The sequence below is a fragment of the Microbacterium fluminis genome (assembly GCF_051549805.1).
In the GTDB taxonomy this organism is placed as follows: Bacteria; Actinomycetota; Actinomycetes; order Actinomycetales; family Microbacteriaceae; genus Microbacterium.
On sequence record NZ_CP196042.1, the window covers coordinates 971,304 to 995,019 of the forward strand.

Annotated in this window: 24 protein-coding genes; 6 read left to right on the forward strand and 18 right to left on the reverse strand. The window is 71.2% G+C overall.

Going from position 1 to position 23,716, the window contains the following annotated elements:
* Window positions 1-304: 304 nt before the first annotated feature.
* A complete protein-coding gene (locus tag ACSJDX_RS04660) occupies window positions 305-865 on the reverse strand; it encodes an acyl-CoA thioesterase (RefSeq protein WP_438354406.1) in 561 nt (186 codons plus the stop codon).
* Window positions 866-1,006: 141 nt separating this feature from the next.
* On the opposite strand from ACSJDX_RS04660, the gene ACSJDX_RS04665 reads away from it, so the two are divergent.
* Window positions 1,007-1,513 (forward strand): N-acetyltransferase family protein, encoded by a 507-nt coding sequence (locus tag ACSJDX_RS04665; protein ID WP_438354407.1) that lies wholly within the window; start codon window positions 1,007-1,009, stop codon window positions 1,511-1,513.
* Window position 1,514: 1 nt separating this feature from the next.
* Window positions 1,515-2,291 (forward strand): coenzyme F420-0:L-glutamate ligase, encoded by a 777-nt coding sequence (gene cofE / locus ACSJDX_RS04670; RefSeq protein ID WP_438354408.1) that lies wholly within the window; start codon window positions 1,515-1,517, stop codon window positions 2,289-2,291.
* 24 nt (window positions 2,292-2,315) lie between these two features.
* Here the strand turns inward: cofE and ACSJDX_RS04675 are convergent, their stop codons facing one another.
* The 3 genes from ACSJDX_RS04675 to ACSJDX_RS04685 form a co-directional block, all read right to left on the reverse strand.
* The gene (locus tag ACSJDX_RS04675) at window positions 2,316-3,629 is read right to left on the reverse strand and encodes a cytochrome b/b6 domain-containing protein (protein WP_438354409.1); all 1,314 of its coding nucleotides are present in this window, start codon (window positions 3,627-3,629) and stop codon (window positions 2,316-2,318) included.
* Window positions 3,630-4,098: 469 nt separating this feature from the next.
* Window positions 4,099-5,046, reverse strand: a complete 948-nt coding sequence (locus tag ACSJDX_RS04680; RefSeq protein WP_438354410.1) for an electron transfer flavoprotein subunit alpha/FixB family protein — start codon at window positions 5,044-5,046, stop codon at window positions 4,099-4,101.
* Window positions 5,047-5,056: 10 nt separating this feature from the next.
* Window positions 5,057-5,833 carry an electron transfer flavoprotein subunit beta/FixA family protein gene (locus ACSJDX_RS04685; protein ID WP_438354411.1) on the reverse strand — a complete coding sequence of 259 codons (777 nt, stop codon included), beginning with the start codon at window positions 5,831-5,833 and terminating at the stop codon, window positions 5,057-5,059.
* Between the two features lie 107 nt (window positions 5,834-5,940).
* On the opposite strand from ACSJDX_RS04685, the gene ACSJDX_RS04690 reads away from it, so the two are divergent.
* Window positions 5,941-6,477: a MarR family winged helix-turn-helix transcriptional regulator gene (locus ACSJDX_RS04690; RefSeq protein WP_438354412.1), complete on the forward strand. Its 537-nt coding sequence runs from the start codon at window positions 5,941-5,943 to the stop codon at window positions 6,475-6,477.
* 11 nt (window positions 6,478-6,488) lie between these two features.
* On the opposite strand, the gene ACSJDX_RS04695 is transcribed toward ACSJDX_RS04690, so the two are convergent.
* From ACSJDX_RS04695 to ACSJDX_RS04735, 9 genes are all read right to left on the reverse strand, one after another.
* Window positions 6,489-7,265 (reverse strand): enoyl-CoA hydratase, encoded by a 777-nt coding sequence (locus ACSJDX_RS04695; RefSeq protein WP_438354413.1) that lies wholly within the window; start codon window positions 7,263-7,265, stop codon window positions 6,489-6,491.
* Entirely contained in the window at window positions 7,262-8,185 is a 924-nt protein-coding gene (gene mmsB / locus ACSJDX_RS04700; RefSeq protein WP_438354414.1) for a 3-hydroxyisobutyrate dehydrogenase, read from the reverse strand. Before mmsB ends, ACSJDX_RS04695 begins: the two co-directional genes overlap by 4 nt.
* Before the next feature lie 143 nt (window positions 8,186-8,328).
* Window positions 8,329-9,486: an acyl-CoA dehydrogenase family protein gene (locus ACSJDX_RS04705; protein ID WP_438354415.1), complete on the reverse strand. Its 1,158-nt coding sequence runs from the start codon at window positions 9,484-9,486 to the stop codon at window positions 8,329-8,331.
* Window positions 9,487-9,650: 164 nt separating this feature from the next.
* Window positions 9,651-9,989, reverse strand: coding sequence for a YciI family protein (locus ACSJDX_RS04710; RefSeq protein ID WP_438354416.1), 339 nt, complete (start codon window positions 9,987-9,989; stop codon window positions 9,651-9,653).
* A gap of 127 nt (window positions 9,990-10,116) precedes the next feature.
* Window positions 10,117-11,301: a thiolase family protein gene (locus tag ACSJDX_RS04715; RefSeq protein ID WP_438354417.1), complete on the reverse strand. Its 1,185-nt coding sequence runs from the start codon at window positions 11,299-11,301 to the stop codon at window positions 10,117-10,119.
* Between the two features lie 3 nt (window positions 11,302-11,304).
* Entirely contained in the window at window positions 11,305-12,495 is a 1,191-nt protein-coding gene (locus ACSJDX_RS04720) for a bifunctional 2-methylcitrate synthase/citrate synthase (protein WP_438354418.1), read from the reverse strand.
* Between the two features lie 59 nt (window positions 12,496-12,554).
* Window positions 12,555-13,454: a methylisocitrate lyase gene (gene prpB, locus ACSJDX_RS04725; RefSeq protein ID WP_438354419.1), complete on the reverse strand. Its 900-nt coding sequence runs from the start codon at window positions 13,452-13,454 to the stop codon at window positions 12,555-12,557.
* On the reverse strand, window positions 13,454-14,980 hold the full coding sequence (locus ACSJDX_RS04730; protein ID WP_438354420.1) for an MmgE/PrpD family protein: 1,527 nt from the start codon (window positions 14,978-14,980) through the stop codon (window positions 13,454-13,456). The genes prpB and ACSJDX_RS04730 overlap by 1 nt, the downstream gene beginning before the upstream one ends.
* Window positions 14,977-15,630, reverse strand: coding sequence for a GntR family transcriptional regulator (locus tag ACSJDX_RS04735; RefSeq protein ID WP_438354421.1), 654 nt, complete (start codon window positions 15,628-15,630; stop codon window positions 14,977-14,979). The genes ACSJDX_RS04730 and ACSJDX_RS04735 overlap by 4 nt, the downstream gene beginning before the upstream one ends.
* 185 nt (window positions 15,631-15,815) lie before the next feature.
* Between ACSJDX_RS04735 and ACSJDX_RS04740 the strand changes: the two genes are divergently transcribed.
* Genes ACSJDX_RS04740 through ACSJDX_RS04750 form a run of 3 tightly spaced genes read left to right on the forward strand, consistent with a single transcriptional unit; the run spans window position 15,816 to window position 18,894 of the window.
* Window positions 15,816-16,814 carry an ATP-binding cassette domain-containing protein gene (locus ACSJDX_RS04740; protein ID WP_438354422.1) on the forward strand — a complete coding sequence of 333 codons (999 nt, stop codon included), beginning with the start codon at window positions 15,816-15,818 and terminating at the stop codon, window positions 16,812-16,814.
* Complete coding sequence (locus tag ACSJDX_RS04745; protein WP_438354423.1) at window positions 16,811-18,433, forward strand: ABC transporter permease; 1,623 nt, start codon at window positions 16,811-16,813, stop codon at window positions 18,431-18,433. The genes ACSJDX_RS04740 and ACSJDX_RS04745 overlap by 4 nt, the downstream gene beginning before the upstream one ends.
* On the forward strand, window positions 18,430-18,894 hold the full coding sequence (locus ACSJDX_RS04750) for a GbsR/MarR family transcriptional regulator (protein WP_438354424.1): 465 nt from the start codon (window positions 18,430-18,432) through the stop codon (window positions 18,892-18,894). The genes ACSJDX_RS04745 and ACSJDX_RS04750 overlap by 4 nt, the downstream gene beginning before the upstream one ends.
* A 31-nt stretch (window positions 18,895-18,925) precedes the next feature.
* On the opposite strand, the gene ACSJDX_RS04755 is transcribed toward ACSJDX_RS04750, so the two are convergent.
* Genes ACSJDX_RS04755 through ACSJDX_RS04775 form a run of 5 tightly spaced genes read right to left on the reverse strand, consistent with a single transcriptional unit; the run spans window position 18,926 to window position 23,691 of the window.
* Window positions 18,926-20,458 carry a DUF4407 domain-containing protein gene (locus tag ACSJDX_RS04755; protein ID WP_438354425.1) on the reverse strand — a complete coding sequence of 511 codons (1,533 nt, stop codon included), beginning with the start codon at window positions 20,456-20,458 and terminating at the stop codon, window positions 18,926-18,928.
* A gap of 48 nt (window positions 20,459-20,506) precedes the next feature.
* Window positions 20,507-20,983 carry an NUDIX domain-containing protein gene (locus ACSJDX_RS04760; protein ID WP_438354426.1) on the reverse strand — a complete coding sequence of 159 codons (477 nt, stop codon included), beginning with the start codon at window positions 20,981-20,983 and terminating at the stop codon, window positions 20,507-20,509.
* A 5-nt stretch (window positions 20,984-20,988) separates the two neighbouring features.
* On the reverse strand, window positions 20,989-21,927 hold the full coding sequence (locus ACSJDX_RS04765; RefSeq protein WP_438354427.1) for an aldo/keto reductase: 939 nt from the start codon (window positions 21,925-21,927) through the stop codon (window positions 20,989-20,991).
* A 55-nt stretch (window positions 21,928-21,982) separates the two neighbouring features.
* Window positions 21,983-22,822 carry an ABC transporter permease gene (locus ACSJDX_RS04770; RefSeq protein WP_438354428.1) on the reverse strand — a complete coding sequence of 280 codons (840 nt, stop codon included), beginning with the start codon at window positions 22,820-22,822 and terminating at the stop codon, window positions 21,983-21,985.
* A complete protein-coding gene (locus tag ACSJDX_RS04775; RefSeq protein ID WP_438354429.1) occupies window positions 22,819-23,691 on the reverse strand; it encodes an ABC transporter ATP-binding protein in 873 nt (290 codons plus the stop codon). The genes ACSJDX_RS04770 and ACSJDX_RS04775 overlap by 4 nt, the downstream gene beginning before the upstream one ends.
* Window positions 23,692-23,716: the final 25 nt, after the last annotated feature.

Here is a 23,716-nt window from a genome sequence, read left to right on the forward strand (position 1 = left end):
GACGGGGTAAATCAAATTGGCATTTGACAAGTGCACGCTGTTGAGTTCTCAAGGAACGGACGCACCCACATGCTGGGCCTCTCGGCTTCGCCCGTGGGGCAGTTTCCTTCCCCACCGCATCCTTCACGGAAGCGGTTCGAGACGACAGATCGGATCTACGTCTTCGAGGGGTTGTGTCCGCCGCTTGAGGGGGTGAGGCTCTCGGCCTCCCGCATCCCTGTGGGGCGAACTCGATATAACTTACGCACGTTGCGGCGACTCGGCAAATCGAGCGCGCACCCCGGGCGTGTCGCGTTCGGCCCCGTCATTCCCAGGTGCTGGGGGCCGGCAGCCGCGTCGACGGGAGGGCCGACGCGGCCGCCCACTCCTTCACCCACGGCTGCAGCGGAGGCAGGGTGTCGCGGCGCCCGAGCGCCTCGAACAGCTCCTCGAGCGGCACGATGCCGCCGGCCTTGCGGAGGAAGCGCGCGCGCACGATCATCTCGGCGTACACCTCTCCCTTCACGACCGCCCGGTGCATCATGTACACCGACTTGTCGTCGTGCGAGAGCAGGCGCGACTCCACGGTGAAGCGCTGCCACAGTTCGAGCGACTTGCGGAAGGTGATCGTCTCGCTCGCCACCACCGCGTACCACCGACGTTCGGCGAACAGTTCCCAGAAGCCGGTGCGGATCAACAGGTCGAAGCGGCCGAGGTCGAACAGCGACGCGTAACGGCCATTGTTCATGTGCCCGAGCAGGTCGAGATCCGTCGGCAGCGTCGTGAGCCGCACGCGCCCCACAGAAGCCGCGTCGACGGGGCTTCGACGCCGGCGCATGACCTTCGCGTGCCAGATGACCAGAAGAGTGCGCCAGATCACGTTCACGAGGAGCGATGGTAGCCACCGGCCCTCGACCACGGCATTCCTTTGTCGATCACCGACAGTGGCCGCGCAGCACCCCGGCCCCTCCGCCGCCCCGCCTCGCGGCGATTTCTCCCGGCGCGGAGGCCCGCGTAGAGTCTGGCCATGGGAGCCGAACCGCGAACTGACATCGTCGTCCGTCCGGTGCGAGACGTGGATGCCGAGGCTCTCGGCCGCGTCCACGCCACGTGCTGGCACGAGACCTACGACCACCTCATCAGCAAGGCCGCGCTGGAGAAGGTGTCACCGCGCCGGATGGCCGAGCTCTGGACGCACTGGGCCTCTCAGGGTCCCGATTTCCGGATGAGCGCCGCGCTCGTCGACGGTGAGATCGTGGGCTTCGTCGGCTCCGGTCCCGCGCGCGACAAGGACGCACCCGCCTTCCGGGAGCTGTACTTCATCTATCTGCTCGACGCGTGGCACGGCAGCGGCATCGGGCAGCGCCTGTTCGACGCGGCCGTCACGGAGGGCGAGTCCCTCTACCTGTGGGTCGCCGAGGACAATCCCCGCGCGCACCGCTTCTATCAGCGCAACGGATTCGCACTCGACGGCGCCTCGCACACCGAGCCCTTCCTCGGTGAGACGCTGACCGAGGTGCGGTTCGTCCGCTGACGTGCTGCAGATCTGGGCCCTGGACGGCATCGGCGAGATCACGCCGGGAACCGACCTCGTCACGGTGATCGCGGATGCCGCGGTGTCGCCCGCCCTCGAAGACGGCGACATCCTCGTGGTGACGTCGAAGATCGTGTCGAAGGCGGAGGGTCGCATCATCCGCGCCGACGACCGCGAGGACGCCATCACCGCCGAGACCGTGCGGGTCGTGGCATCCCGCACCTCCGAGTCCGGTCACACGACCCGCATCGTCGAGAGCCGCCTGGGCATCGTGGCCGCGGCGGCGGGCGTGGATGCCTCCAACACCCCCGACGGCACGGTGCTGCTGCTGCCGGTCGATCCCGACGCCTCCGCCCGAGCACTGGCGGCGGGCCTGCGCGCACGCCTGGGCGTGGAGGTCGGCGTGATCGTCTCGGACACGCTCGGGCGCGCATGGCGCGAAGGCCAGACCGACGCGGCCATCGGCGCCGGTGGCGTGCGGGTCTTCGAGGACCTCCGCGGGCAGACGGATGCCGAGGGTCGGCCGCTGGTCGTGACGATGCCGTGCGTCGCCGACGAGCTCGCGTCCGCCACCGACCTGGTCAAGGGGAAGGCTGCCCGACGCCCGGTCGCCGTGGTCCGTGGGCGCGCCGACCTCGTCGGCGGGCTGGATCTGCCCGGCGCGCGCTCGATCGTGCGCCCCGGCGACCGCGACATGTTCCGCCTCGGCGCCGACGAGGCGTGGGCCGAGGGCTTCGCGGCGGGCGAGGCATCCGCCGGGTCGTCCACCCGAGATTGAGACGCGTACGTCGACTCGCGGCCGTCAGCGGCTCGAGACGGTGCCGAACAGGCGCGCGATCGGCGCGAGGACGAGCGGGCGGGCCGCCACCCAGGCGGCGGCGATGACGATCATCGACGCGACGAAGAGCCAGAAGCCGAGCCAGTTGTCGGCGTAGGCGTTCGGATCGGTGGACCCCTGCGCGGCGTACATGTGGTTGAGGTTGCGCAGCGCCCCGGTCGCGAAGACGAGGAACACGTGCACGGCGATGAACGCGACGAAGTAGAGCATCACGGGGAAGTGCACGGCTCGCGCCCACTCCACCGGGTAGATCCGGTTGAGGGTCTTTGCGTTCTTCGGCCACACCCCACTCATGCGCACTCCGGTGATCGCGGCGAGCGGTGCGGCGAGGAAGATCGTCGCGAAGTACGCCAACTGCTGCACGGAGTTGTAGTTGACCCAGCCGTTCTCGGTGGGCCAGTCGAGCGAGATGTACTGCAGCACGGCGCTGAGCGCGTTGGGGAAGACCTCCCATGATGTGGGGATCACCCGCATCCACTGGCCGGTGACGAACAGCAGCACGATGAACACCACGCCGTTCACGAGCCACAGGAGGTCCAGTGCCTGGTGGAACCACAGGGTGAGGCTGATCTTGCCCTTGGGATTCGTGCGCGGCGTCCAGAACACGGCCGGGCGCTTCTCGGAGCGCACGCGGAGCCCCGACCGGATGATCAGCACCATCAGGAAGACGTTGAAGAAATGCTGCCACCCGAGCCAGCCGGGCAGACCGACGGGTGCGCCCTCGGGCAGGTGGTACTCGCCGGGGTAGGTGGTGAGGAAGTCCTGCAGGGCAGGGAGCGAGAGGAACCAGCGCACCGCGAGCACGGCCATCCCGGCCGCGAACAGCAGCCCGAGACCGCCGACGACCGTCGCGCCCGCCCACTGCGCGCGCGTGAAGGGGCCGTACCGGGTCGGCTCAGGACGCGGCTCCGGGCGCGTGCGCGCAGCCGCACCGGGGAAGACGGTCTGACGGAAAGGAAGCGGTGCGCGCGGGCCGGAGGGGACGACGGCGGCAGCGGGCGCCGAAGGGACGAGCTCCGTGGTGGACGACGACGCCTCGACGGGCTCCGTGACCGGGATTGGCGACGCGACCGGCGGTGCGGGCGACGCGAGCGGCGGCGGTTCGGGCGCGGCGACCACGTCCTGGACGGGGGTCGCGGTGGGAGCCGGGGCGAAGCCGGCCGGCGGCCACGGCTCTCCTCCGGTGACGCGCGGGAGTCCGCGGCGCAGCGGTGTGGTTCCGGATTCGGTGGCCGCGACACGCGGTGCGGCGGCGACGGGCGCCGCGTGTTGCGACACCGCAGCGGCCTCGGCAACCGGTTCAGGGGTCTCGACACGCGGTGCAGACGGTGCAGACGGTGCGGCTGCGGCGTGCTGCGACACCGGAGCGGTGGCGGATGCCGGGGGCCAGGGCTCGCCGCCGGCGACCCGTGGCAGACCCCGGCGGAGCGGGCGGCCCGCGGCGGACAGCGCCGGGGACGACGCGTCCGCAGGCTCAGCGACCGCGAAAGTCGGCTCACCGAGCGCGGAGGCAGACGCAGCGGACGCGGGAGCCGGGGACGACGCGTCGACAGGCTCATCGACCGCGGGGGGCGCCACGGCGACCACGGGGGCCGGCTCAACGACCACAGGGGCTGCAGTGACCTCGAGGGCTGGATCCGCGACCGCAGGAGCCGGCGCCGCGCCGGCGGGCGGCCAGGCGGCCCCGCCGGGCACCCGCGGCAGGCCCTGCCGCAGCGTCGTACCGAAAGTCGCCACCCCTGCCGTCCTACGCCTTCTTCGCCTGGAGCGCGGCGATCAGCTGGGGCACGACGGTGAACAGGTCGCCGACGACCCCGTAGTCGGCGATCTCGAAGATCGGCGCGTCGGCGTCCTTGTTGATCGCGACGATCGTCTTCGCGGTCTGCATGCCCGCCTTGTGCTGGATGGCGCCCGAGATGCCCAGCGCCACATACAGCTGCGGCGATACCGACACGCCCGTCTGGCCCACCTGCGCGGTCTGCTTCACGTAGCCCGCGTCCACCGCGGCACGCGATGCTCCGACGGCCGCGCCGAGCGCGTCGGCCAGTTCGTCGACGAGCGCGAACTTCTCCTCCGACCCCAGACCGCGCCCGCCCGAGACCACCTTCGCGGCCCCGCGCAGCTCGGGGCGGGTCGAGGAGACGACGGCCTCCTGGAGGGCGCCGAACGTCGCCGCCTGGCGGCCCGACGCGGCCACCTCGAGCGTCTCGACGGCGGGATCGGTCACCGCCGCGGCCCGAGCATCCACCGCTCCCTGCCGCACGGTGATCACCGGAGCGCCGAACGTCGTGGCGGATTGGACGTTGTAGGCGCCGCCGTAGACGGAATGCTGCGCGACCACGCCCTCTTCGTCACGTGCGACCGCCACGGCGTCGACCGAGAGGGCCGAGCGGGAGCGTGCCGCGTACCGGGCGGCGGCCTCGCGCCCCTCGATCGAATGCGACACCAGGATCGCGTCGGGCTGCACGAGTGCCGCGGCGGCGGCGACCGCGTCGACGCGGTCGCCGGAGGCGACGAGGACGGATGCCGCGCCCAGCGCGCCGGCGTCGGCGGCGAGTGCCGCGTCGCCCACGATCAGGGCGACCGGGGTGCCCACCGCCGAGGCCGCACCGAGCAGTCCGGCCGACGACTTGGCGAGCCCGTCGGAGGGCGTCACGTCGAGCAGCACCAGGATCGAGTCCGAAGGAAAGGTCATCTCACGCTCCTCACACGAGCCGGTTCTGGATGAGGTACTCGGCGAGCTTCTCGCCCGCATCGCCCTCGTCGACGATCTTGACGCCGGCCTCGCGCGGCGGCTTCTCGCTCAACCCGATCACGATCGAGCGCGCCGCGGAGGCATCCTCCGCGTCCACGCCCAGATCGGCCAGCGACACCGTCTCGAACGGCTTCTTCTTCGCCGCCATGATGCCCTTGAAGTTAGGGAAGCGCGCGTCGGGCATCGCCTCGGTGATCGAGACGACCGCGGGGAAGGCCGCCGTCACCTCGACGACTCCCGCATCCGTCGCGCGGGTGCCGGACACCGAACCCTCCGCGATCTCGATCGTCGTGAGGTTGAGGGCAGCGGGCACGTCGAGCAGCTCGGCCATCATCGCCGGCACCACGCCGCCCGAACCGTCGGTGGACTGATTGCCCGCGACCACCAGATCGAAGCCGGCGCGCTTCACCGCGGCGGCGAGCACCTCGGCCGTCAGCACCAGATCCGCACCGAGGAGGGCCTCATCGACGACCTGCAGCGCAGCGCCGGCACCCATCGCCAGCCCCTTGCGCACCGTGGCGGCGGCGCCCTCGGGCGCCATCGACACCACGACCACCTCGGTGCCGGGGTTCTTGTCGGCATGGCTCAACGCGACCTCGATCGAGCGCTCGCCGATCTCGTCGAGCACCGACTCGCTCGCCGCGCGATCCGCAAGGCCCGTCTCCAGACTGAGCTTCCGATCCCCGTAGGTATCGGGAACCTCTTTGACCAGAACGATGATCTTCACTGATGCTCCTTCGCCTCTTCGAGTCTATGGCGCCGACGTGCACCGACGTCCACGCAGTCGATCTGGGTAGCGTGGAGCGCAGCATCCGCTCTCCGGAAGGAGCTCCCATGGCCGCACCGCGACGCCTGCCCATCGACCCGATCGCCGAGGCGAAGCGTCAGTGGCTCGCGCACGGATGGACGGATGCCGCCGTCGGCATGACCGCGGTCACCTCGATCATCCGCGCCCAGCAGCTGATGCTCGCGCGCGTCGAGCGCACGCTGAAGCCGTTCGCGCTGTCGTTCGCGCGCTACGAGATGCTGCGGCTGCTCGCGTTCACGCGGGAGGGACGGATGCCGATGGCCAGCGCCATCGCCCGCCTCCAGGTGCATCCGACCAGCGTCACGAACACCGTCGAGCGGCTCGTGCGCGATGGGCTGGTCGTGCGCGAGCCGCACCCTGAGGACGGTCGCGCGGCGATGCTCGTGCTCACCGACGACGGCCGCGAGCTGGTGGACCGGGCCACCGCGGCGCTGAACACCGAGGTGTTCCGCGAGCCGGGACTCGACGAGGGCGACACGGAGGACCTGGTGTCGATCATCGCCCGGCTGCGGCGCAACTCCGGTGACTTCGCCGACCCGAAGCCGCAGCCCGAACCGCTCTGAGCGCCGAACCCTCACCGGTGGGTGAAGTCGGGCGTCCGCTTCTCGCGGAACGCGGCCATCCCCTCCTTCTGGTCGTGCGTGGAGAACAGCGCCGCGAACGCCTGACTCTCGAACCTGAGTCCCTCGGCGAGCGTCGTCTCCATCGCCGCATCCAGCGCCGCCTTCGCCGCGTACAGAGACGGGAGCGACTTCGACGCGATCGCCTGCGCCGTCTTCTCCGCCTCGGCGAGCAGGTCGGCCGCGGGCACGACGCGTGAGACGAGTCCGGAGCGCTCGGCCTCCGAGGCATCCATCATCCGGCCCGTCAGCACGAGCTCGGCGGCCTTGTAGTAGCCGACGGCGCGGATGAGCCGCTGCGTGCCGCCCATTCCGGGGATCACGGCGAGGGTGATCTCGGGCTGGCCGAACTTCGCGGTGTCGGCGGCGAGGATGATGTCGCACATCATCGCCAGCTCGCACCCGCCGCCCAGGGCGTAGCCCGAGACGGCCGCGATCACCGGGGTGCGCACCGCGGCGAACCGCGCCCACGCGCCGAAGTGGTCGTCCAGCACCATGTCGAGACCCGTCTTGCCCTCCATCTCCTTGATGTCGGCGCCCGCGGCGAAGGCGCGCTCCGAGCCGGTCACGACGATCGCGCCGATCTGCGGGTCGGCATCGAAGAGGACGGATGCCTCGACCACGTCGCGCATCACGCGACTGTCGAGCGCGTTCAGCGCCTCCGGACGGTTGAGCGTGATCCACCCGACGCGTCCGCGGGTCTCGACGAGGATGGTCTCGTAGTCGGTCATGCGTTCGTTCCCTCCTGCGGCCGGCTCTGCGCGCGGACCGTTCCGATGATGCCGGAGAAGTCCTGGGCGGCGCCCGGCCCGGCGGCGTATTCGTGGTAGATCCGCCGCGCGAGCAGTCCCATGCGCGCGTCTACTCCGGTCAGGGTGAGCGCCTGCTCGGCCAGCCCGAGGTCCTTGTCCATCAGGGCGCCGGCGAATCCCGGCTGGTAGTCGCGGTTGGCGGGACTGGTGGGCACCGGACCGGGCACGGGGCAGTTGGTGGTGAGCGCCCAGCACTGGCCGGACGCGTTCGAGGCCACGTCGAACAGCGCCTGGTGGCTGAGCCCCAGTCGTTCGCCGAGCACGAAAGCCTCGGCGACAGCGATCTGCGAGATGCCGAGGATCATGTTGTTGCAGACCTTCGCCGCCTGACCGAGGCCCGCCTCGCCGCAGTGCACGATGCGACGCCCCATCGCCTCCAGCAGCGGCAGCGCAGCGGCGAAGTCCGGCTCGGACCCGCCGACCATGAAGGCGAGCGTGGCGTTCTCGGCACCCACGACGCCGCCCGACACGGGGGCGTCGAGGCAGCGGTGCCCGGCCGCCTCGCCGAGTCGGTGCGCCTCCTGCGACTCGTCCACCGCGATCGTCGAGCAGTCGATGAAGAGGCTTCCGGGCGCGGCCGTCTCGATCAGCCCCGTCCGACCGTCGACCCCACGGTAGGCGTCGATCACGTGGCGGCCGCTCGGGAACATCGTGAGAACGACGTCGGCGCGCTCCGCGGCCTCGACCGACGAGGCGGTGACGGTCAGCCCCGCGGCGCGCGCAGCATCCGTCGCCGCCGGCACGACATCGAAGCCGAGCACCTCGTGCCCGGCACGCGAGAGGTTGAGGGCCATGGGCAGGCCCATGTGCCCGAGCCCGAGGAACGCGATCGTGGCCATGCTGTCTCCTTCGACGAAGCGGCGGGCGCCGGCGCGGGCGCCGATTCCTGTCTAGCAGTCGGGGCTGAGAGCGACGGGGACGGGGTGCGCGCAGCTGCAGGACACCCACGCGTCCCCCTCGTTCCCGGGTGCGTGCCCGGTGGTCAGCGTCCGGGCGCGAGGAGCTCGCGTCCGATGATGACGCGCATGATCTCGTTGGTGCCCTCGAGGATCTGGTGCACGCGCAGGTCGCGCACGACCTTCTCGATGCCGTACTCGTGCAGGTAGCCGTAGCCGCCGTGCAGCTGCAGGGCGTCGTTGGCGACGCGGAACCCGGCATCCGTCGCGAAGCGCTTCGCCATCGCGCACTGCATCGCGACGTCGGGGCTCTTCGAATCGATCGCGAGGGCGGCGTCGCGCACGAGGGCGCGCGCGGCCTGGAGCTCGGTGGCCATGTCCGCGAGGGTGAACACGACGCTCTGGCGCTCCGACAGCGGCTCGCCGAACGTGAACCGCTCGTGCACGTAGCGGGTGGCGCGGTCGAGCGCCCACTGCGCGCCGCCCAGCGAGCAGGCGGCGATGTTGATTCGGCCGCCGTTGAGGGCCGACATCGCGATCTTGAAGCCGCCGCCGAGCTCGCCGAGCACGGCAGCCGCCGGCACGCGCACCTCGTCGAGGATGACCTGGCGGGTCGGCTGGGCGTTCCAGCCCATCTTCTTCTCGGCGGCGCCGAAGCTGAGGCCGGGGGCGTCGCCCGGGACGAGGAACGCGGTGATCCCCCGTGCGCCCGGCTCGCCGGTGCGAGCCATGACGACGTACACGGATGCCTCGCCTCCGCCGGAGATGAACTGCTTCACGCCCGTGACGACGAACTCGTCGCCGTCTCGGATGGCGCTCGTCGCGATCGCCGCGGCGTCGGAGCCGGCGCCCGGCTCGGTGAGGCAGTAGCTGCCGAAGTCGGTCATGGCGGTCAGGCGCGGCAGCCACTCCTGACGCTGGGCCTCGGCGCCGTAGGTGTCGATCATCCACGCGACCATGTTGTGGATCGTGACGAACGCGGCGATGGCGGGGTCGCCCTTGGCGAGCTCCTCGACGAGGGCGACCGCGTCGGCACGGGACAGGCCCGACCCGCCGACGTCTTCGCGCACGTAGAGACCGCCGAGCCCGAGGTCGCCCGCGCGCTGGATCACGTCACGAGGGAAGTGGTGCGTCTCGTCCCATTCGAGCGCGTGCGGGGCGAGCTCGGTCTGCGCGAAGTCGCGCACCGCCTCGACCATCGCGGCACGTTCCTCTGCATCGACGGACATCATCAGATCGGTCATCCTGCGTACTCCTCCTGTGGCTTCGTGGGCACAGTGATGAGAATACTAGGAAGACCTTCTAATTGCGAGGAACCCCCGCGAACTCGTCTACGGCGCACACGGTTCGACCGTCGTCGTGGGAATCCCACCCGGGATCCCCACGGCGACTGCCGAATGGCGGCGCGCTACTCCTGCGCGTCCCAGTCCATGAACGCGCGCAGCTCGATCTGGCCGTTCCGGGCCATCGGATGCCGCGACGCGATCTCGATCGCCTCGTCGAGGTCGGCGACCTCGAGCACGTCGAAGCCGAGGATCACCTCGCTCGTCTCGGCGAACGGCCCGCGCGTGGTGAGCACCTTGCCGCCGCGGACCTTCACCACGGTCGACTTCGACACGGGCTCGAGCACGTCGCCGATCAGCCGCTTTCCGGCCGCATCGAGCGGGTCGACCCACAGGTCGACGTCGGAGTCATCGGTCGGGCTGTCGGGCTGGGCGTCGCTGACGACGAACATGACGAACTTCATGGGTCGATCCTTCCGGTCGGGGTGGCCGGTCGCCACCCTCTACCCGGGGCGTCGAGCGGAGGCATCCGATGTCGACACTTCGTCGAGAACGTTCTCGTCGACGGTCAACGGCCCCTGGCTCGCCGCGTCAGAGCCTCTCGATGATCGTGGCGTTGGCCATTCCGCCGCCCTCGCACATCGTCTGCAGGCCGTAGCGGCCGCCGGTCGCCTCGAGGTGCGCGAGCAGCGTGCCCAGCAGGCGCGTGCCCGACGAGCCGAGTGCGTGGCCGAGGGCGATCGCGCCGCCGCGCGGATTGAGCCTCGCCGGATCGGCGCCGACCTCGGCGGCCCACGCGAGCGGCACGGGCGCGAAGGCCTCGTTCACCTCGTAGGCGTCGATGTCGTCGATCGACAGTCCGCTGCGCTCGAGGATGCGGCGGGTCGCGGGGATCGGTCCGGTGAGCATGAGGAGCGGGTCGTCGCCGACGACGGAGAACGCGTGGAAGCGGGCGCGGGGCGTGAGTCCGAGCTCGGCGGCCTTCTCCTCGCTCATGATGAGCGCGGCCGACGCGCCGTCGGTCAGCGGCGACGAGTTGCCGGGCGTGATCCGCCAGTCCAGTTCGGGGAACCGGTCGGCGAGCGCGTCGGTGCGGAACGACGGGTTCAATCCCGCGAGCCCCTCCACGGTGGTGGCGGCGCGGATCGTCTCGTCCGCGACGACGGTGCCCGCGTCGGTGGGAACCGGCAGCAGCTGCGAATCGAAGAATCCGGATGCCGCGGCATCCGCCGCCCTCCGGTGGGACTCCGCCGAATACCGGTCGAGCTCCTCGCGGTCGAAGCCCCAGCGCTGCGCGATGAGCTCGGCCGAGACGCCCTGGTTGACGAGCCCTTCCGGATAGCGGGCACGGATCCCCGGAGACATCGGGCTGCCGGCCACCGCCGTCGAGGCGCCCAGCGGCACACGGCTCATCGACTCGACGCCGCCCGCGATCACGATGTCGTAGGCGCCGGCGATCACGCCCTGCGCCGCGAAGTGCGCAGCCTGCTGGCTCGAGCCGCACTGCCGGTCGATCGTCGCACCGGGCACGCTCTGATCGAAGCCCGCGGCCAGCGCCGCCTGGCGGGCGATGTTGAGGCCCTGATCGCCCACCTGGCTCACACAGCCGAGGAGGACATCGTCGATCTGCGTCGACTCCAGGCCGTTGCGCTCGAGCACCGCGGTGAGCACGCCCGCCGCGAGGTCGACGGGGTGCACGCCCGACAGGGCGCCCCCGGGCTTGCCGCGCCCGGACGGCGTGCGGACGACGTCGACCAGGACCGCGCTGCGGACCACGACTCAGCCCGCCGCTTCCTCGGCGCGCTCGGCGACCGTGATCGCCGCCGTGTCCGGGACGTACCCGTCGATGTGCCGCTCGTCGACGCCGTTGTAGGCCGACAGCGGGCGGATCAGGGCGTTGGATGCCTGCTGCTCGATGATGTGCGCGGTCCATCCGGTGATCCGCGAGGCGACGAAGAGCGGCGTGAAGGTGAGGGTGTCGAACCCGATCAGGTTGTAGGCGGGCCCCGAGGGGTAGTCGAGGTTCGGGTAGATGCCCTTGCGATTGACGAACTCCGCCTCGAGCGTGTCGTAGAGGGCGGCCACATCGGGGCGGTCGTAGTGGGCGACCAGGGTGTCGAGGGCGCCCTTCATGGTGGGCACGCGGGAGTCGCCTCGCTTGTAGACGCGGTGGCCGAAGCCCATGATCTTGCGCTTCTCCGCGAGCGCCCTGTCGAGCCACGGCACCACGTTCGAGGCCTCGCCGATCTCGTCGAAGATGTGCAGCACCGCCTCGTTCGCGCCGCCGTGCAGCGGGCCCTTGAGCGCGCCGATCGCGCCGACGACCGCCGAGTAGATGTCGCTCAGGGTCGAGGTGATCACGCGCGCGGTGAAGGTCGACGCGTTGAACGAGTGCTCCGCGTACAGGATCATCGAGCGGTTGAAGGCGTCCACGACGACCGGGTCGGCCTCCTCGCCGAAGGTGAGCCAGAGGAAGTTCGCGGCGTAGTCGAGGTCGTCGCGCGCCTCGACGGGTTCCAGGCCCCGGCGACGGCGCTGGCCGTACGCGACGATGGCCGGCAGTTCGCCGAAGAGGCGGATGCTGCGCTCGAGGTTCTCCTCCGGAGTGCCGACCGCGTCGAGCACGTTGAGGATCCCCGCCGTCTCGCGCGCCCCGATGACGCTGACGGCGGTGCGCACCTCGTCCATCGGATGGGCGCTCGTCGGCAGGAGGTCGATGGCGGCCTTCACGTCCGGCTGGAGGGCTCGGTTCTGCCGCTCGGTACTCCGGAACTCCGCCAGCTGCGCGGCATCCGGAAGCTCCCCGTGCCACAGCAGGTAGGCGACCGCCTCGAACGACTGCGTCGCCGCCAGCTCCTGCACCGGGTAGCCGCGGTACAGCAGCGAGTTCGTGTCGGGGTTGACCTTGGAGACGGCGGTGTAGTCGACCGTGACGCCCGCCAGCCCCTTCTTGATCTCGATGTCGGTCATTTCTCTCCTTCGAGGTGGTGGAGCCGTGCGGGTGAGGCGATGAGGGCGGGGTGCCGGGATCAGCGCTGGATCTGGAAGTTGAAGACGCTGGTGTCGAAGTGGTTGTAGGACTCGTAGTCGATCAGGTCGTAGAGGTCGGCCCGATGCTGCATCTCGTCCAGTCTGCCGGTGAGGTGCCCCTCGGTGGCGAGGGTGTCCAGAGCCCGACCTGCGGCGCCCATCGCCATGCGCAGGAGCGACACGGGCCAGATCACGATGTTGATGCCGACATCGGCGAGCTGCTGCGACGAGAACAGCTCCGACTTGCCGAACTCGGTCATGTTGGCGAGGATCGGCACGTCCACGGCGGCCCGGACGGCGGCGAACTCCTCGAGCGAGCGCATGGCCTCGGGGAAGATCGCGTCGGCGCCGGCGTCGACGAGCGCCTTCGCACGGTCTATCGCGGCCTGCAGTCCGTCGACCGCGGCGATGTCGGTGCGCGCCATGATGAGGAAGTCCGGATCGCGCCGCGCGTCGACGGCGGCGCGGATGCGCTTGAGGGCGGTGTCCTCGTCGACGACGGCCTTGCCGTCGAGGTGGCCGCAGCGCTTCGGATTGACCTGATCCTCGATGTGCGTGCCGGCGAGCCCCGCGTCCTCGAGCGTCTGGATCGTGCGTGCGACGTTCATCGGCTCGCCGAAGCCCGTGTCGGCGTCGATGATCGCCGGCAGCTCCGTCATGCGCGCGATCTGCTGCCCGCGCGCGGCGACCTCCGTGAGCGTCGTGAGCCCGATGTCGGGCAGACCGAGGTCGGCCGACAGCACGGCGCCGGAGATGTACACGCCCTCGAAGCCCGTGCGCTCGATGAGCCGTGCCGACAGCGGGTTGAACGCGCCGGGGAACCGCAGCAGCTCGCCGGTGGCGAGCCGCTCCCGCAGGAGCCGCCGCTTCTCGTGCGCCGGAGTTGTCGCGTACAGCATCAGAACAAGCCCTTCGGGGCGGGGGCGCCGGCCAGCACGCCGGACTTGGCCACGATGGTGAGCTCGGCGACCTCCTCGGCCGTGAGCTCGGGCAGCCGCTGCACGAGCTCGAGGAACCGCTCGATCTCGGCCGGCTCGAGCACGGGCTCGGCCAGCGTGCGGAACTTGCGGACGTAGTCCTCGCGGGCGAACGGCCGCGCGCCGAGGGGGTGCGCGTCGGCGACGGCGATCTCGTCGATCAGCTCGGTGCCGTCGGTGAAACGGATCACGACGCGGCCGCCGAAGGCCTTCTCGTCGGGGTCCTCCGAGTGGTAGCGGCGCGTCCACTCCTCGTCTTCGGCCGTGGTGATCTTGTGCCACAGCTCCACGGTGTCGGCGCGGCCCGCGCGCTCCGGCGCGTAGGAGTCGACGTGGTGCCATCCGCCGTCCTGCAGCGCTACGGCGAAGATGTAGGGGATCGAGTGGTCGAGGGTCTCGCGGGAGGCCGCGGGGTCGTACTTCTGCGGGTCGTTCGCGCCCGAGCCGATGACGTAGTGGGTGTGGTGGCTCGTGTGCAGCACGATCGACTCGACGTTGGCCGGGTCGGCGGCATCCGGTCGCTCGCCGTGGAGCTTCCGGGCCAGGTCGATCCAGGCCTGCGCCTGGTACTCGGCGGAGTGCTCCTTCGTGTAGGAGTCGAGGATGCCGCGCTTCGCCTCGCCGGGTGCGGGGAGCGGCACCTCGTAGGCGGCGTCCTTGCCGTCGAGCAGCCAGGCGATCACGCCGTCCTCGCCCTCGTAGATGGGCGACGGGCTCGTCTCGCCGCGCATCGCGCGGTCGACCGCCTCGACGGCCATCTTGCCGGCGAACGCGGGGGCGTGCGCTTTCCACGTGGAGATCTCGCCCTTGCGCGACTGGCGCGTGGCGGTCGTGGTGTGCAGGGCCTGGCCGACGGCCTGGTAGATCGTCTCGGCGGGAAGGCCCAGGAGCGTGCCGATGCCCGCCGCCGCCGAGGGGCCGAGGTGGGCGACGTGGTCGATCTTGTGCTTGTGCAGCGAGATCGCGCGTACGAGGTCGATCTGGATCTCGTACCCGGTCGCGAGCCCGCGCACGAGCGCTCGGCCGTCGCTGCCGACGTGCTGCGCGACGGCGAGGATGGGCGGGATGTTGTCGCCCGGGTGGGAGTACTCGGCCGCGAGGAACGTGTCGTGGTAATCGAGCTCGCGCACGGCGACGCCGTTGGCCCACGCCGCCCACTCGGGGCTCGTGCGGCGCTCCAGCGCGCAGCCGAAGATCGTGGCGCCCCGGCCGCTGATCGACACGGGGTGGTCGAGTGCCTGTTGGCGGGCAGCGCTCACGGGACGACGGGTGAGGGATGCCGCGGCCACCGCGGCGTTGTCGATGATGCGGTTGACGATCATCTCGACGACGTCGGCGTCGACTTCGACGGGGTCGGCGGCGATCTCGGCGATGCGCCACGCGAGCTGTCCCTCGCGGGCGAGGTGCTCGTCGCTGCGGTGGACGCGGAGGTGGTGGAGAACGGTCATGCTGCCCCTTGTTCGTGGTTGTGCGCCTCGAGGGAGTCGAGGATGCTGGTGAGCGCGTTGTGCAGGTGCACATGCGTGGCGTGCGCGGCGAGATCGCCGTCGCCGTCGGCGATCGCCGACGCGATGAGCCGGTGCTCCGCGACGGATGCCGCGAGCCGCCGGGGGTTGTCCCGGGCGAGCCGTCGCACCCGCACGAGGTGGGTGCGCACGGTGCGCAGCGCCGCGGTGAGGTAGTCGTTGGCGACGGCGGCGTCGAGCGCCGTATCGAAGCGCCCGATGAGCCGGTAGTACTCGTCGGTCGCCTCGGGGTCGTCGAGCGAAGCCGCGGCGAACGCGTCGGCGAGCGGACGGAAGACGGCGGCGTCCGCACGCTCGGCGGCGAGGCGCGCGGCGGTCTCCTCGAGCGCACGGCGCACGGCGAACAGTTCGCGGATGTCGGTGGCGTCGACCTCCGACACGACGGTCACACGCGGCGACTGCTGCACGACGAGCCCGTCGGCGGCGAGGCGGGCGAGGGCTTCGCGCAACGGCGTCCGGCTCACCCCGAGCCGGGTGGACTGTTCGACCTCGCCCAGCACGGCGCCGGGGGCCAGCATCCCGCCCTGGATCTCGTCGAGGAGGGTGGCGTAGGCGCGGTCGCTCGCTCGCATCCTGCACCTCCTCGTTCCGATGATCACTTTCAGTGTATACATAATTCGCGGATTCGAACCGCTCCGAGCATCTTTGCCCCTCTCCGGTATACACAGTCGACGATGCGTTCCCCGGAAACGGTGCGCTCGGCACGCGCCCGGCTACTTTCTTCACACTCTTGTGAAATCGGCGTATCGTTCCGCTCATGAGCACGACCCCTGTCATCCGCACGCGCGGACTGCGCAAGAGCTACGGGCGCACGCACGCCCTCGACGGCCTCGACCTCGAGGTCTCCCCCGGCGACGTGCACGGCTTCCTCGGACCCAACGGCGCCGGCAAGTCCACGACGATCCGCATCCTGCTCGGGCTCGCGCGCCGCTCGTCGGGCGAGGTCGCGGTCTTCGGCGGCGACCCCTGGCGCGACGCGGTCGCCCTCCATCGCCGCATCGCCGCGGTGCCCGGCGACGTGAGCCTCTGGCCGAATCTCTCCGGCGGCGAGGCGATCGACGTGCTCGCGCGGCTGCGCGGCGCCCGGCGGAACGACCGGGCCTATGCGACCGAGCGCGAGCGTTTGCTCGAGGCGTTCCAGCTCGATCCGCGCAAGAAGGGCCGCGCCTATTCGAAGGGCAACCGCCAGAAGGTGGCACTCGTCGCGGCGTTCGCGGTGCCCGCTGAGCTGTACATCCTCGACGAGCCCACGAGTGGCCTCGACCCCCTCATGGAGGTCGTGTTCCGGCGCGAGGTCGCGCGCGTGCGCGACGCGGGGGCGACGGTGCTGCTGTCGAGCCACATCCTCTCGGAGGTGGAGCAGCTGTGCGACCGCGTCTCGATCATCCGCGCCGGCCGCATCGTCGAATCCGGCACGCTCGACGACCTGCGCCACCTCACGCGCACGGAGGTGTCGTTCGAGGCGGCCGGATCCACGGATGCCGCGAGCCTCGGCATCCCCGACGCCCACGACGCGATCGTCGAGGACGGACGTCTCCGTTTCACCGTCGACAGCGACCGGGTCGCCGCAGTGCTGCCGACGCTCGGGGAGCGGAACGTCTCAGGACTGCGGATCGCGCCGCCGTCGCTCGAGGAGCTGTTCCTGCGCCACTACGGCGATGACGTGTCGGCCGGGGCGGACGACGCTGCGGCAGGCTCAGCGACCGGCGGCGCGGCGACGACGCGGGCGGCGACCCGGCGTGCGAGCGCGCGATGAGCGGCTTCGGCGCGCTCCTGGCACAGCGCCTCCGCCGCGACCGCGTGCAGGTGCCGATGTGGGCGGTGGGCACCGCGCTGCTCGCACTCCTCACGTATGTCGGCGTGCATCAGTCGTTCGGAACGGCCGCCGACCGCATGGCGCTGCTGGCCACCGCGGCGGCGAATCCGGTCGTCCTGCTCTTCCGCGGCCTGCCCTCCGGCCCCGACGAGGGCGCCTTCGTGGCGTTCCTGATCTTCCCGTTCCTGGCGATGCTGGCCGCGTTCATGAGCTCGTTCCTCGCGGTGCGCCACACCCGCGGCGAGGAGGAGCCCGGTCGCGCCGAGCTCGTGGCCGGCACCCCTGCCGGACGCACGACGCCGCTTCTGGCCACGATCGCCCACGGTGTGCTGGCCAACGCCGTGCTCGCGGTGCTCACCGCGCTCGCCCTCGTCGCCTGCGGCTTCCCCGGTCCCGGATCGTGGATCGCGGGCGTCGGGGCCGCGGCGGTCGGTCTCGTGTTCCTGGGCGTCGGACTCGTCGCCGCGCAGGCGTTCTCGACATCGCGCGGCGCCAACGCGCTCGGGGTCTGGGTGCTGCTGGTGACCTACCTGCTGTGCGGCATCGGCAACGCCCTCGGCACCCCGAGCGCCGACCTGCAGCGCATCGAGAGCTCGTGGCTGACGTGGGTCTCGCCGTTCGGCTGGGGCGAGAACACGCGGCCGTTCGCCGACGACGCGGTGTGGCCGATCGTGCTGTGCGCCGCGGTGGCCGCGGTGCTGGCGGGCGTCGCGGTCGTGCTGCAGGCCACGCGCGACGTGGGTGCGGGCTTCGTCGACGAACGTCCGGGGCGCGTGCACGCACGCCCCGTGCTCGCGACACCGCTCGCCCTCGTGTGGCGCCTCACCTGGCCGGGCATCGTCGGGTGGATCGTCGGCGGCGTGCTCACCGGCGTCATCGCGACCAAGCTCGCCTCGGTGCTCGGCCAGGCCGCGTCGGCTCTGCCGTCGGTACAGGCGATCCTCGACGCGCTCACGAAGGACGGCTCGCTCGCGCAGGGCGCGATCGTGATCTTCTTCACGATGCTCGGGATCCTCGCCGCGGCCTGCGGCGTGCAGGTCGTGTGCCGCGCGCGGCAGGAGGAGGCGCACGGCACCGCCGAGCCCGTCCTGTCGTCCGCGGTCGATCGCGTCCGGTGGCTCGCCGGCTACGTCGCCGTGGGTTTCGCGGGCATCGTCCTGGTGATCGCCGGTGCCGTCGTCGGCGCGACGGCCGGACTCGCGACGCTCCCCGCACCCGATTGGACGCTGCTGGGCGACGTGCTCGTGACCGGCGGCGGGCAGGTGGCCGCGGCATCCGTGTTCCTCGTGGTCACCGCCCTGGTCTTCGTGGTCGCGCCGCGGCTCACGATCCCGCTCGGCTGGACGCTCGTCGCCCTCGGGATGATCCTCGGCCTCTTCGGCGCCCTGTTCGGATTCCCCGACTGGCTCGTGCACCTCGCGCCGATCGCCGACGCTCCCACCGTGACCGGTGCCGGCGTGGATCTGAACGGGCTGTGGTGGCTCGTGCTCGCGGTCGTCGTCGGGGCCGCGGCATCCCTCGCCCTCATGCGCCGTCGTGAACTGGCGCCCGCCGGATGAGCGCCCGGGACGACCATCGCGCGATCGTTCCGGCGGAGGACGCGGCAGCGGTCATGGCCGAGGCGGGGATGCCGCGCATGCCGGCGCGCGTCATGATGGCGCTCGTCGCGGCCCCCGGCGACGGCTACACCGCCGCGGAGCTGGCAGACCGGCTCGGGGTGAGCGCCGCCGCGGTGTCGGGCGCGGTGCGCTACCTGCAGCAGATCCGCTTCATCCGTCGCCGGTCGCGTCCGGGCGAGCGTCGTGACCGTTACGAGCTCGTGCACGAGACCTTCTACGGCTCCGTCGCCAGCAACAGCCCCGTGTACGAGCGGATGGCCGCCCACCTCGACCTCATCGCCGACGCGCAGCACGACGACGAGGCGGCCCGCGCCCGCGCGACCGAGATGGCGTCGTTCTTCCGCTTCATCGCCGCCCGGCTGCCCGGACTCATCGAGGAGTGGGAGGCGGCGCAGCGCTGATGCGGCGGGCCGCCGGGCGCCGCTCGCGCGGTCAGGTGCGCGGCACGGTCGCCGGAGTGGCGGCGATGGCCTGGGCGCGACGATGGAACGTCCGAGCGGTCACCCGGTCGAGGGCGACCTGCCGGCGGAGGTCGTCGGCCTTCTCGTACAGCGACGGTGCGCCGAAGCTCGTGAGCACCTTCACCAGCACCGGGAGCAGCTCGATCATGAAGAACAGCGCGGCGATGAGCCAGTGCGCCCATGCGAGGGTCGGCTCGCGCTGCGAGAGCCGCTCCAGTGCGCTGATCTGGCTGAGCAGACCGACCGCCTGCGCGTTGCCGGACGCGACGGACGCGACGCGCTGGTCGTAGGCGGCGAGCGCGGCGTCGTACTGCGCCTGGGCGGCGGGGAGCTGGTCCTGCGCGAGCTTCTTGTTCTGGTCGGCGGATGCCGCCGCGGCGCCCGTGCTCGACGCCCCTGCGGCGGTCAGCGCCGCCTGCGCCTGCTGCAGCTGCGTCGACAGGGCGTCGTAGGCGGTCTGGGCCTGCGCGAGCTGGGCCTGCGCCGCCGACGAGCTGGCGCCGTTCCCCTGCACACCGGTGCAGCCGGGCACGGTGCCGGCGCCCTGGCCGGTGAGCTCGCACTGGTACAGCGCCCGCGCCTGATCGATCACCTTCTGCTGGGCGGCGAGCTGCGCCGTGAGCTGGTCGACGCTCTGCTGCGCCGCGACCACTTCGGCCGACGTCGACGAGGTCCCGGCCACGATGCCGGTCGCGGCCTGGTTCTGCAGCGCGCCGAGCTGGGCGCTCGCGGCATCGAGCGCCTGCTTCTCGGGGCCGCTCGTGACCGCGCTCTGATCGGTCTGCGCCTGCACGACGTTGGTCGAGGTCACCTCGCGCGCGATGTCGTTGCTGAAGACCTGCAGTACGAGCGGCTCCGCCACCACGATGCCGATCAGGGCGGCCATGATCACGCGCGGAAGCGCCAGTCCCAGCAGACGTGCGACGTTGCGCGTGGAGCGCATGGTAGAGGTGAGGAAACGGTCGAGATTGAAGATGAGCAGTGCCCACACGAGGGCGAGGGGCACCGCGATCCACACCGAGATCCGCACGCCGGTGACGAGGGCGAAGACCATCGACAGCGCGGACACCAGGGCGGTGCCCGCCAGCACGAAGAACATCTGCACGAAGCGCCCGGTCTCCTCCGGAACGTCGTCGAGCACGTCCGCCTCGGCGCCGCCCAGCACGGCGAGCCGCCGACCGAGAGGGAGTCGCGGACGGCGCGGGCCACGGCCGCTGCGCCGGGCGGCGGTCGATGGCACGACGTCGTCATCCACCGGCGAGGTCGCCGGGAGTGCGGTCGCAGGCTCCTCCACAGGGGCCGCAGGCGGCGCCGGCTCGTCGAGCGGCGCCGTCTCGGTGGCGGGGATGACGCGGTCCCGGTGGATGGGCACGGTGTGCGTCTCCTCGCCCTCCTGCTCGGCGAGGACGTCGCTCAGGTACACGGGGGTCTCCTCCGCAGCGGCGGAGGACTCGAGACGGCCGTCGGAGCCGAAACGGCCGGGCCTGTGGGCGGAGAAGGACATCGACCGAGGGTAGGCGGCCCGCCCTATGGGTCCGGTGTGCGCGGGGTGTCAGGCTCCTGCGACATCCAGATGCTCCTGGAGTGCATCGAGTGCGGGGCGCTGGCCTTTCACGAGGCGCTCGCGCGCGGCATCCAGCGTCGTCCACTCGGCGCGGTCGACCTCGGGGAACGACTGCCGGCGGCCCGAGCGCGGTGGCCATTCCATCTCGAACTCGCCGAACACGAGACCGTCGAGCGGGAACTCCGCCCCGTCGGCCACGAACACCACGACGCGCTTCCCCGACGAGTACGGGAAGGTGCCGAGCTCCGCCAGCGGCGCGTCGGGGGGCTCCACGCCGAGCTCCTCGACGAACTCGCGTCGCGCGGCATCCACGGCGGACTCGGCGTCGCGATCGAACTCGCCCTTCGGGATCGACCATGCCGCGGCGTCCTTCGACGCCCACAGCGGACCGCCCATGTGCGCGATGAGCACCTCCGGTTCGGGGGTGAGCCGATAAAGGAGGATTCCCGCGCTCCAGGTCGGCATGGGCGTCAGGGCACGCGGTGCCCGGCGGCGCGGAACAGCTCGTACCACTGCGGCCGGGTGAGGGGGACCTCGGAGCCGAGCGCGGCGCCCGCGACCCGCTCGGTGTTGGTCGTTCCGAGGACGACCTGCATGCCCGCGGGGTGACGGGTGATCCAGGCGGTCGCGATCGCGATCGCCGGCACGTCGTACTGCGCCGCGAGCCGGTCGATCACGGCGTTCAGCTCGGGGTAATCGGGCGAACCCAGGAAGACCCCGGTGAAGAACGCCGACTGGAAGGGCGACCACGTCTGCACCGTGATGTCGTTCACGCGGCAGTAGTCCAGCATCCCGCCGCCGTCCAGCGTCACCGACTGGTCGAGGTCGACCATGTTCGCCGCGACCCCCTGGGCGATGATCGGCGCGTGCGTGATCGACAGCTGCAGCTGATTGGCGACGATCGGCTGGCGCACCGACGTCTTGAGGAGGTCGATCTGCCGCGGCGTGTGGTTGGAGACGCCGAAGTGGCGCACCTTGCCCGACGACTCGAGCTCGTCGAACGCGCGGGCGACCTCGTCCGGCTCGACGAGCGCGTCGGGGCGGTGCAGCAGCAGCACGTCGATGTAGTCGGTCTGCAGCGCCTCCAGCGACCCCTCCACCGAGGCGATCAGGTGCTCGTACGAGAAGTCGAAGTAGGGGCCGTCCTTCACGATGCCGGCCTTGGTCTGCAGCGTGATCTCGGCGCGCTGCGACGACGTGAGCTGCATCGCCTCGGCGAATCGCCGCTCGCAGCCGTGGAAAGGCTCGTTGCCGTAGATGTCGGCGTGATCGAAGAAGTCGATGCCGGCGTCGCGGGCCGTCGTGACGAGCGCGCGGACGGCGTCGTCGTCCATGTCGGGGATGCGCATGAGGCCGAGGACGACGTTGGGAACCTCGAGTCCGCTGGTGCCGAGGGGAACTGTACGCATGGGTCACGTCCTTCGTTGGCCGGGGTGGTTCCAGCCTAGGACGGCGGGGACGGGATCAGGCGTCCTTGCCGATCCAGCGGAACGTCAGGCGCACGGCGACGAGCCCGACCACGAGCCACAGCAGCGTCACCCCGAGGGTCCAGGCGTGCTCCCACGAGCCGTTCGGCTCGGCGGTGACGAACGCCTCGGGCAGGAACACCGACCGCATCCCCTGCGCCAGCCACTTCAGCGGGAACACGCTCGCGACGTTCTGCAGCCACGACGGCAGAGCCGAGAACTGGATGTAGACCCCCGAGATGAACTGCAGGATCAGCACGATCGGGATCACCACGGCCGTCGCGCTGCGACCGCTGCGCGGCAGCGCGCTCAATCCGATGCCCAGGATCGCGCACGTGGTCACGCCGAGGAGGAACACCCACGCGAAGGTCGCCCACCGCTCCGCGTCCGTGGGCAGCGGCACCTGGAACACGACCGCGGCCACCACGATGAGCAGCGCCGACTGCAGGATGCCGGTGACCAGCACCTGCCCGATCTTGCCGATGAAGTACGACACCGGGCTGAGCGGAGTGCCGCCGAGGCGCTTCAGGGTGCCGTCGCTGCGTTCCATCGCGATGTCGATCGCCATGTTCTGCAGACCGGACAGGAGCACCCCGGCCGCCACCATGCCCGGCAGGTAGTAGCGCGCCGCCGACACCTCGTCGCCCGGGGGTCCGAACGTCTGGGAGCTGAACGCCACCGAGAAGATCAGCAGCATCACCAGCGGGAACAGGAACGTGAAGAACACCGAATCGCCCTGCCGGAAGTAGCCCTTCACCTCGTAGCCGACGCGGGACAGCCCCAGCCGCACGGTGCGGGTCGGACCGAAGGATGCCGCGGGCACGTCCGTCGTGGTCACGACAGCACCTCCGTCGGGGTCCGGGCGTCGTCGCCGAGGAACGCGAGGTAGATGTCCTCGAGGCTCGGACGCACCACCTCCAGGTGGGAGGGCTCGCCGCCCGCGGCATCCCGCAGTCTCGCGACGAGCTCCGCCGGACGGTCGGTGCGCTCCTCGTGGGTGCCCGCGGCGTCGCGCCACCGCACGATCGGCACGCGTGCTGCGGCGCCGCCGAGCTCGTCGATGCGGCCGAGGGAGGCGAGGCCGCCCCCGACGAGGATCGCGGCCCGCTCGGCGAGGGCCGCGGCCTCGTCGAGGTAGTGCGTGGTGAGCAGGATCGTGGTGCCGTCGGACTGCAGCAGACGGATCAGCTCCCAGAACTGGCGCCGCGCCTCCGGGTCGAATCCAGTGGTGGGCTCGTCGAGGAACAGCAGCTCGGGCCGCCCGACGATGCCGAGGGCGACGTCGACGCGCCGGCGCTGCCCGCCCGACAGCTTGCGCACGGGCGTCTTGGCCTTGGCCGCGAGGCCCACCGCCTCGATCACCTGGTCGACGTCGCGCGGTCGCGGGTAGAACCCGGCGAAGTGCGACAGCAGCTCGCGGACCGTGGCCGTGGGCGCCTCGCCGGTGTTCTGCAGCACGATGCCCAGGCGCGCCTTCCAGGCGAGTCCGCCGCGGTGCGGGTCGACGCCCAGCACCGATACGGTGCCGCCGGTGCGGTCGCGGTAGCCCTCGAGGATCTCGATCGTGGTGCTCTTGCCCGCGCCGTTCGGTCCCAGCAGGGCGAACGTCTCGCCGCGACGGATGTCGAACGTCACCCCCGTGAGCGCCTCGAAGCCGCCGCGATAGGTCTTGCGGAGGTCGTGCACCTCGACGACGGCTTCGGTCATGGTCCCACCCTGCCCGGGTTGGGGG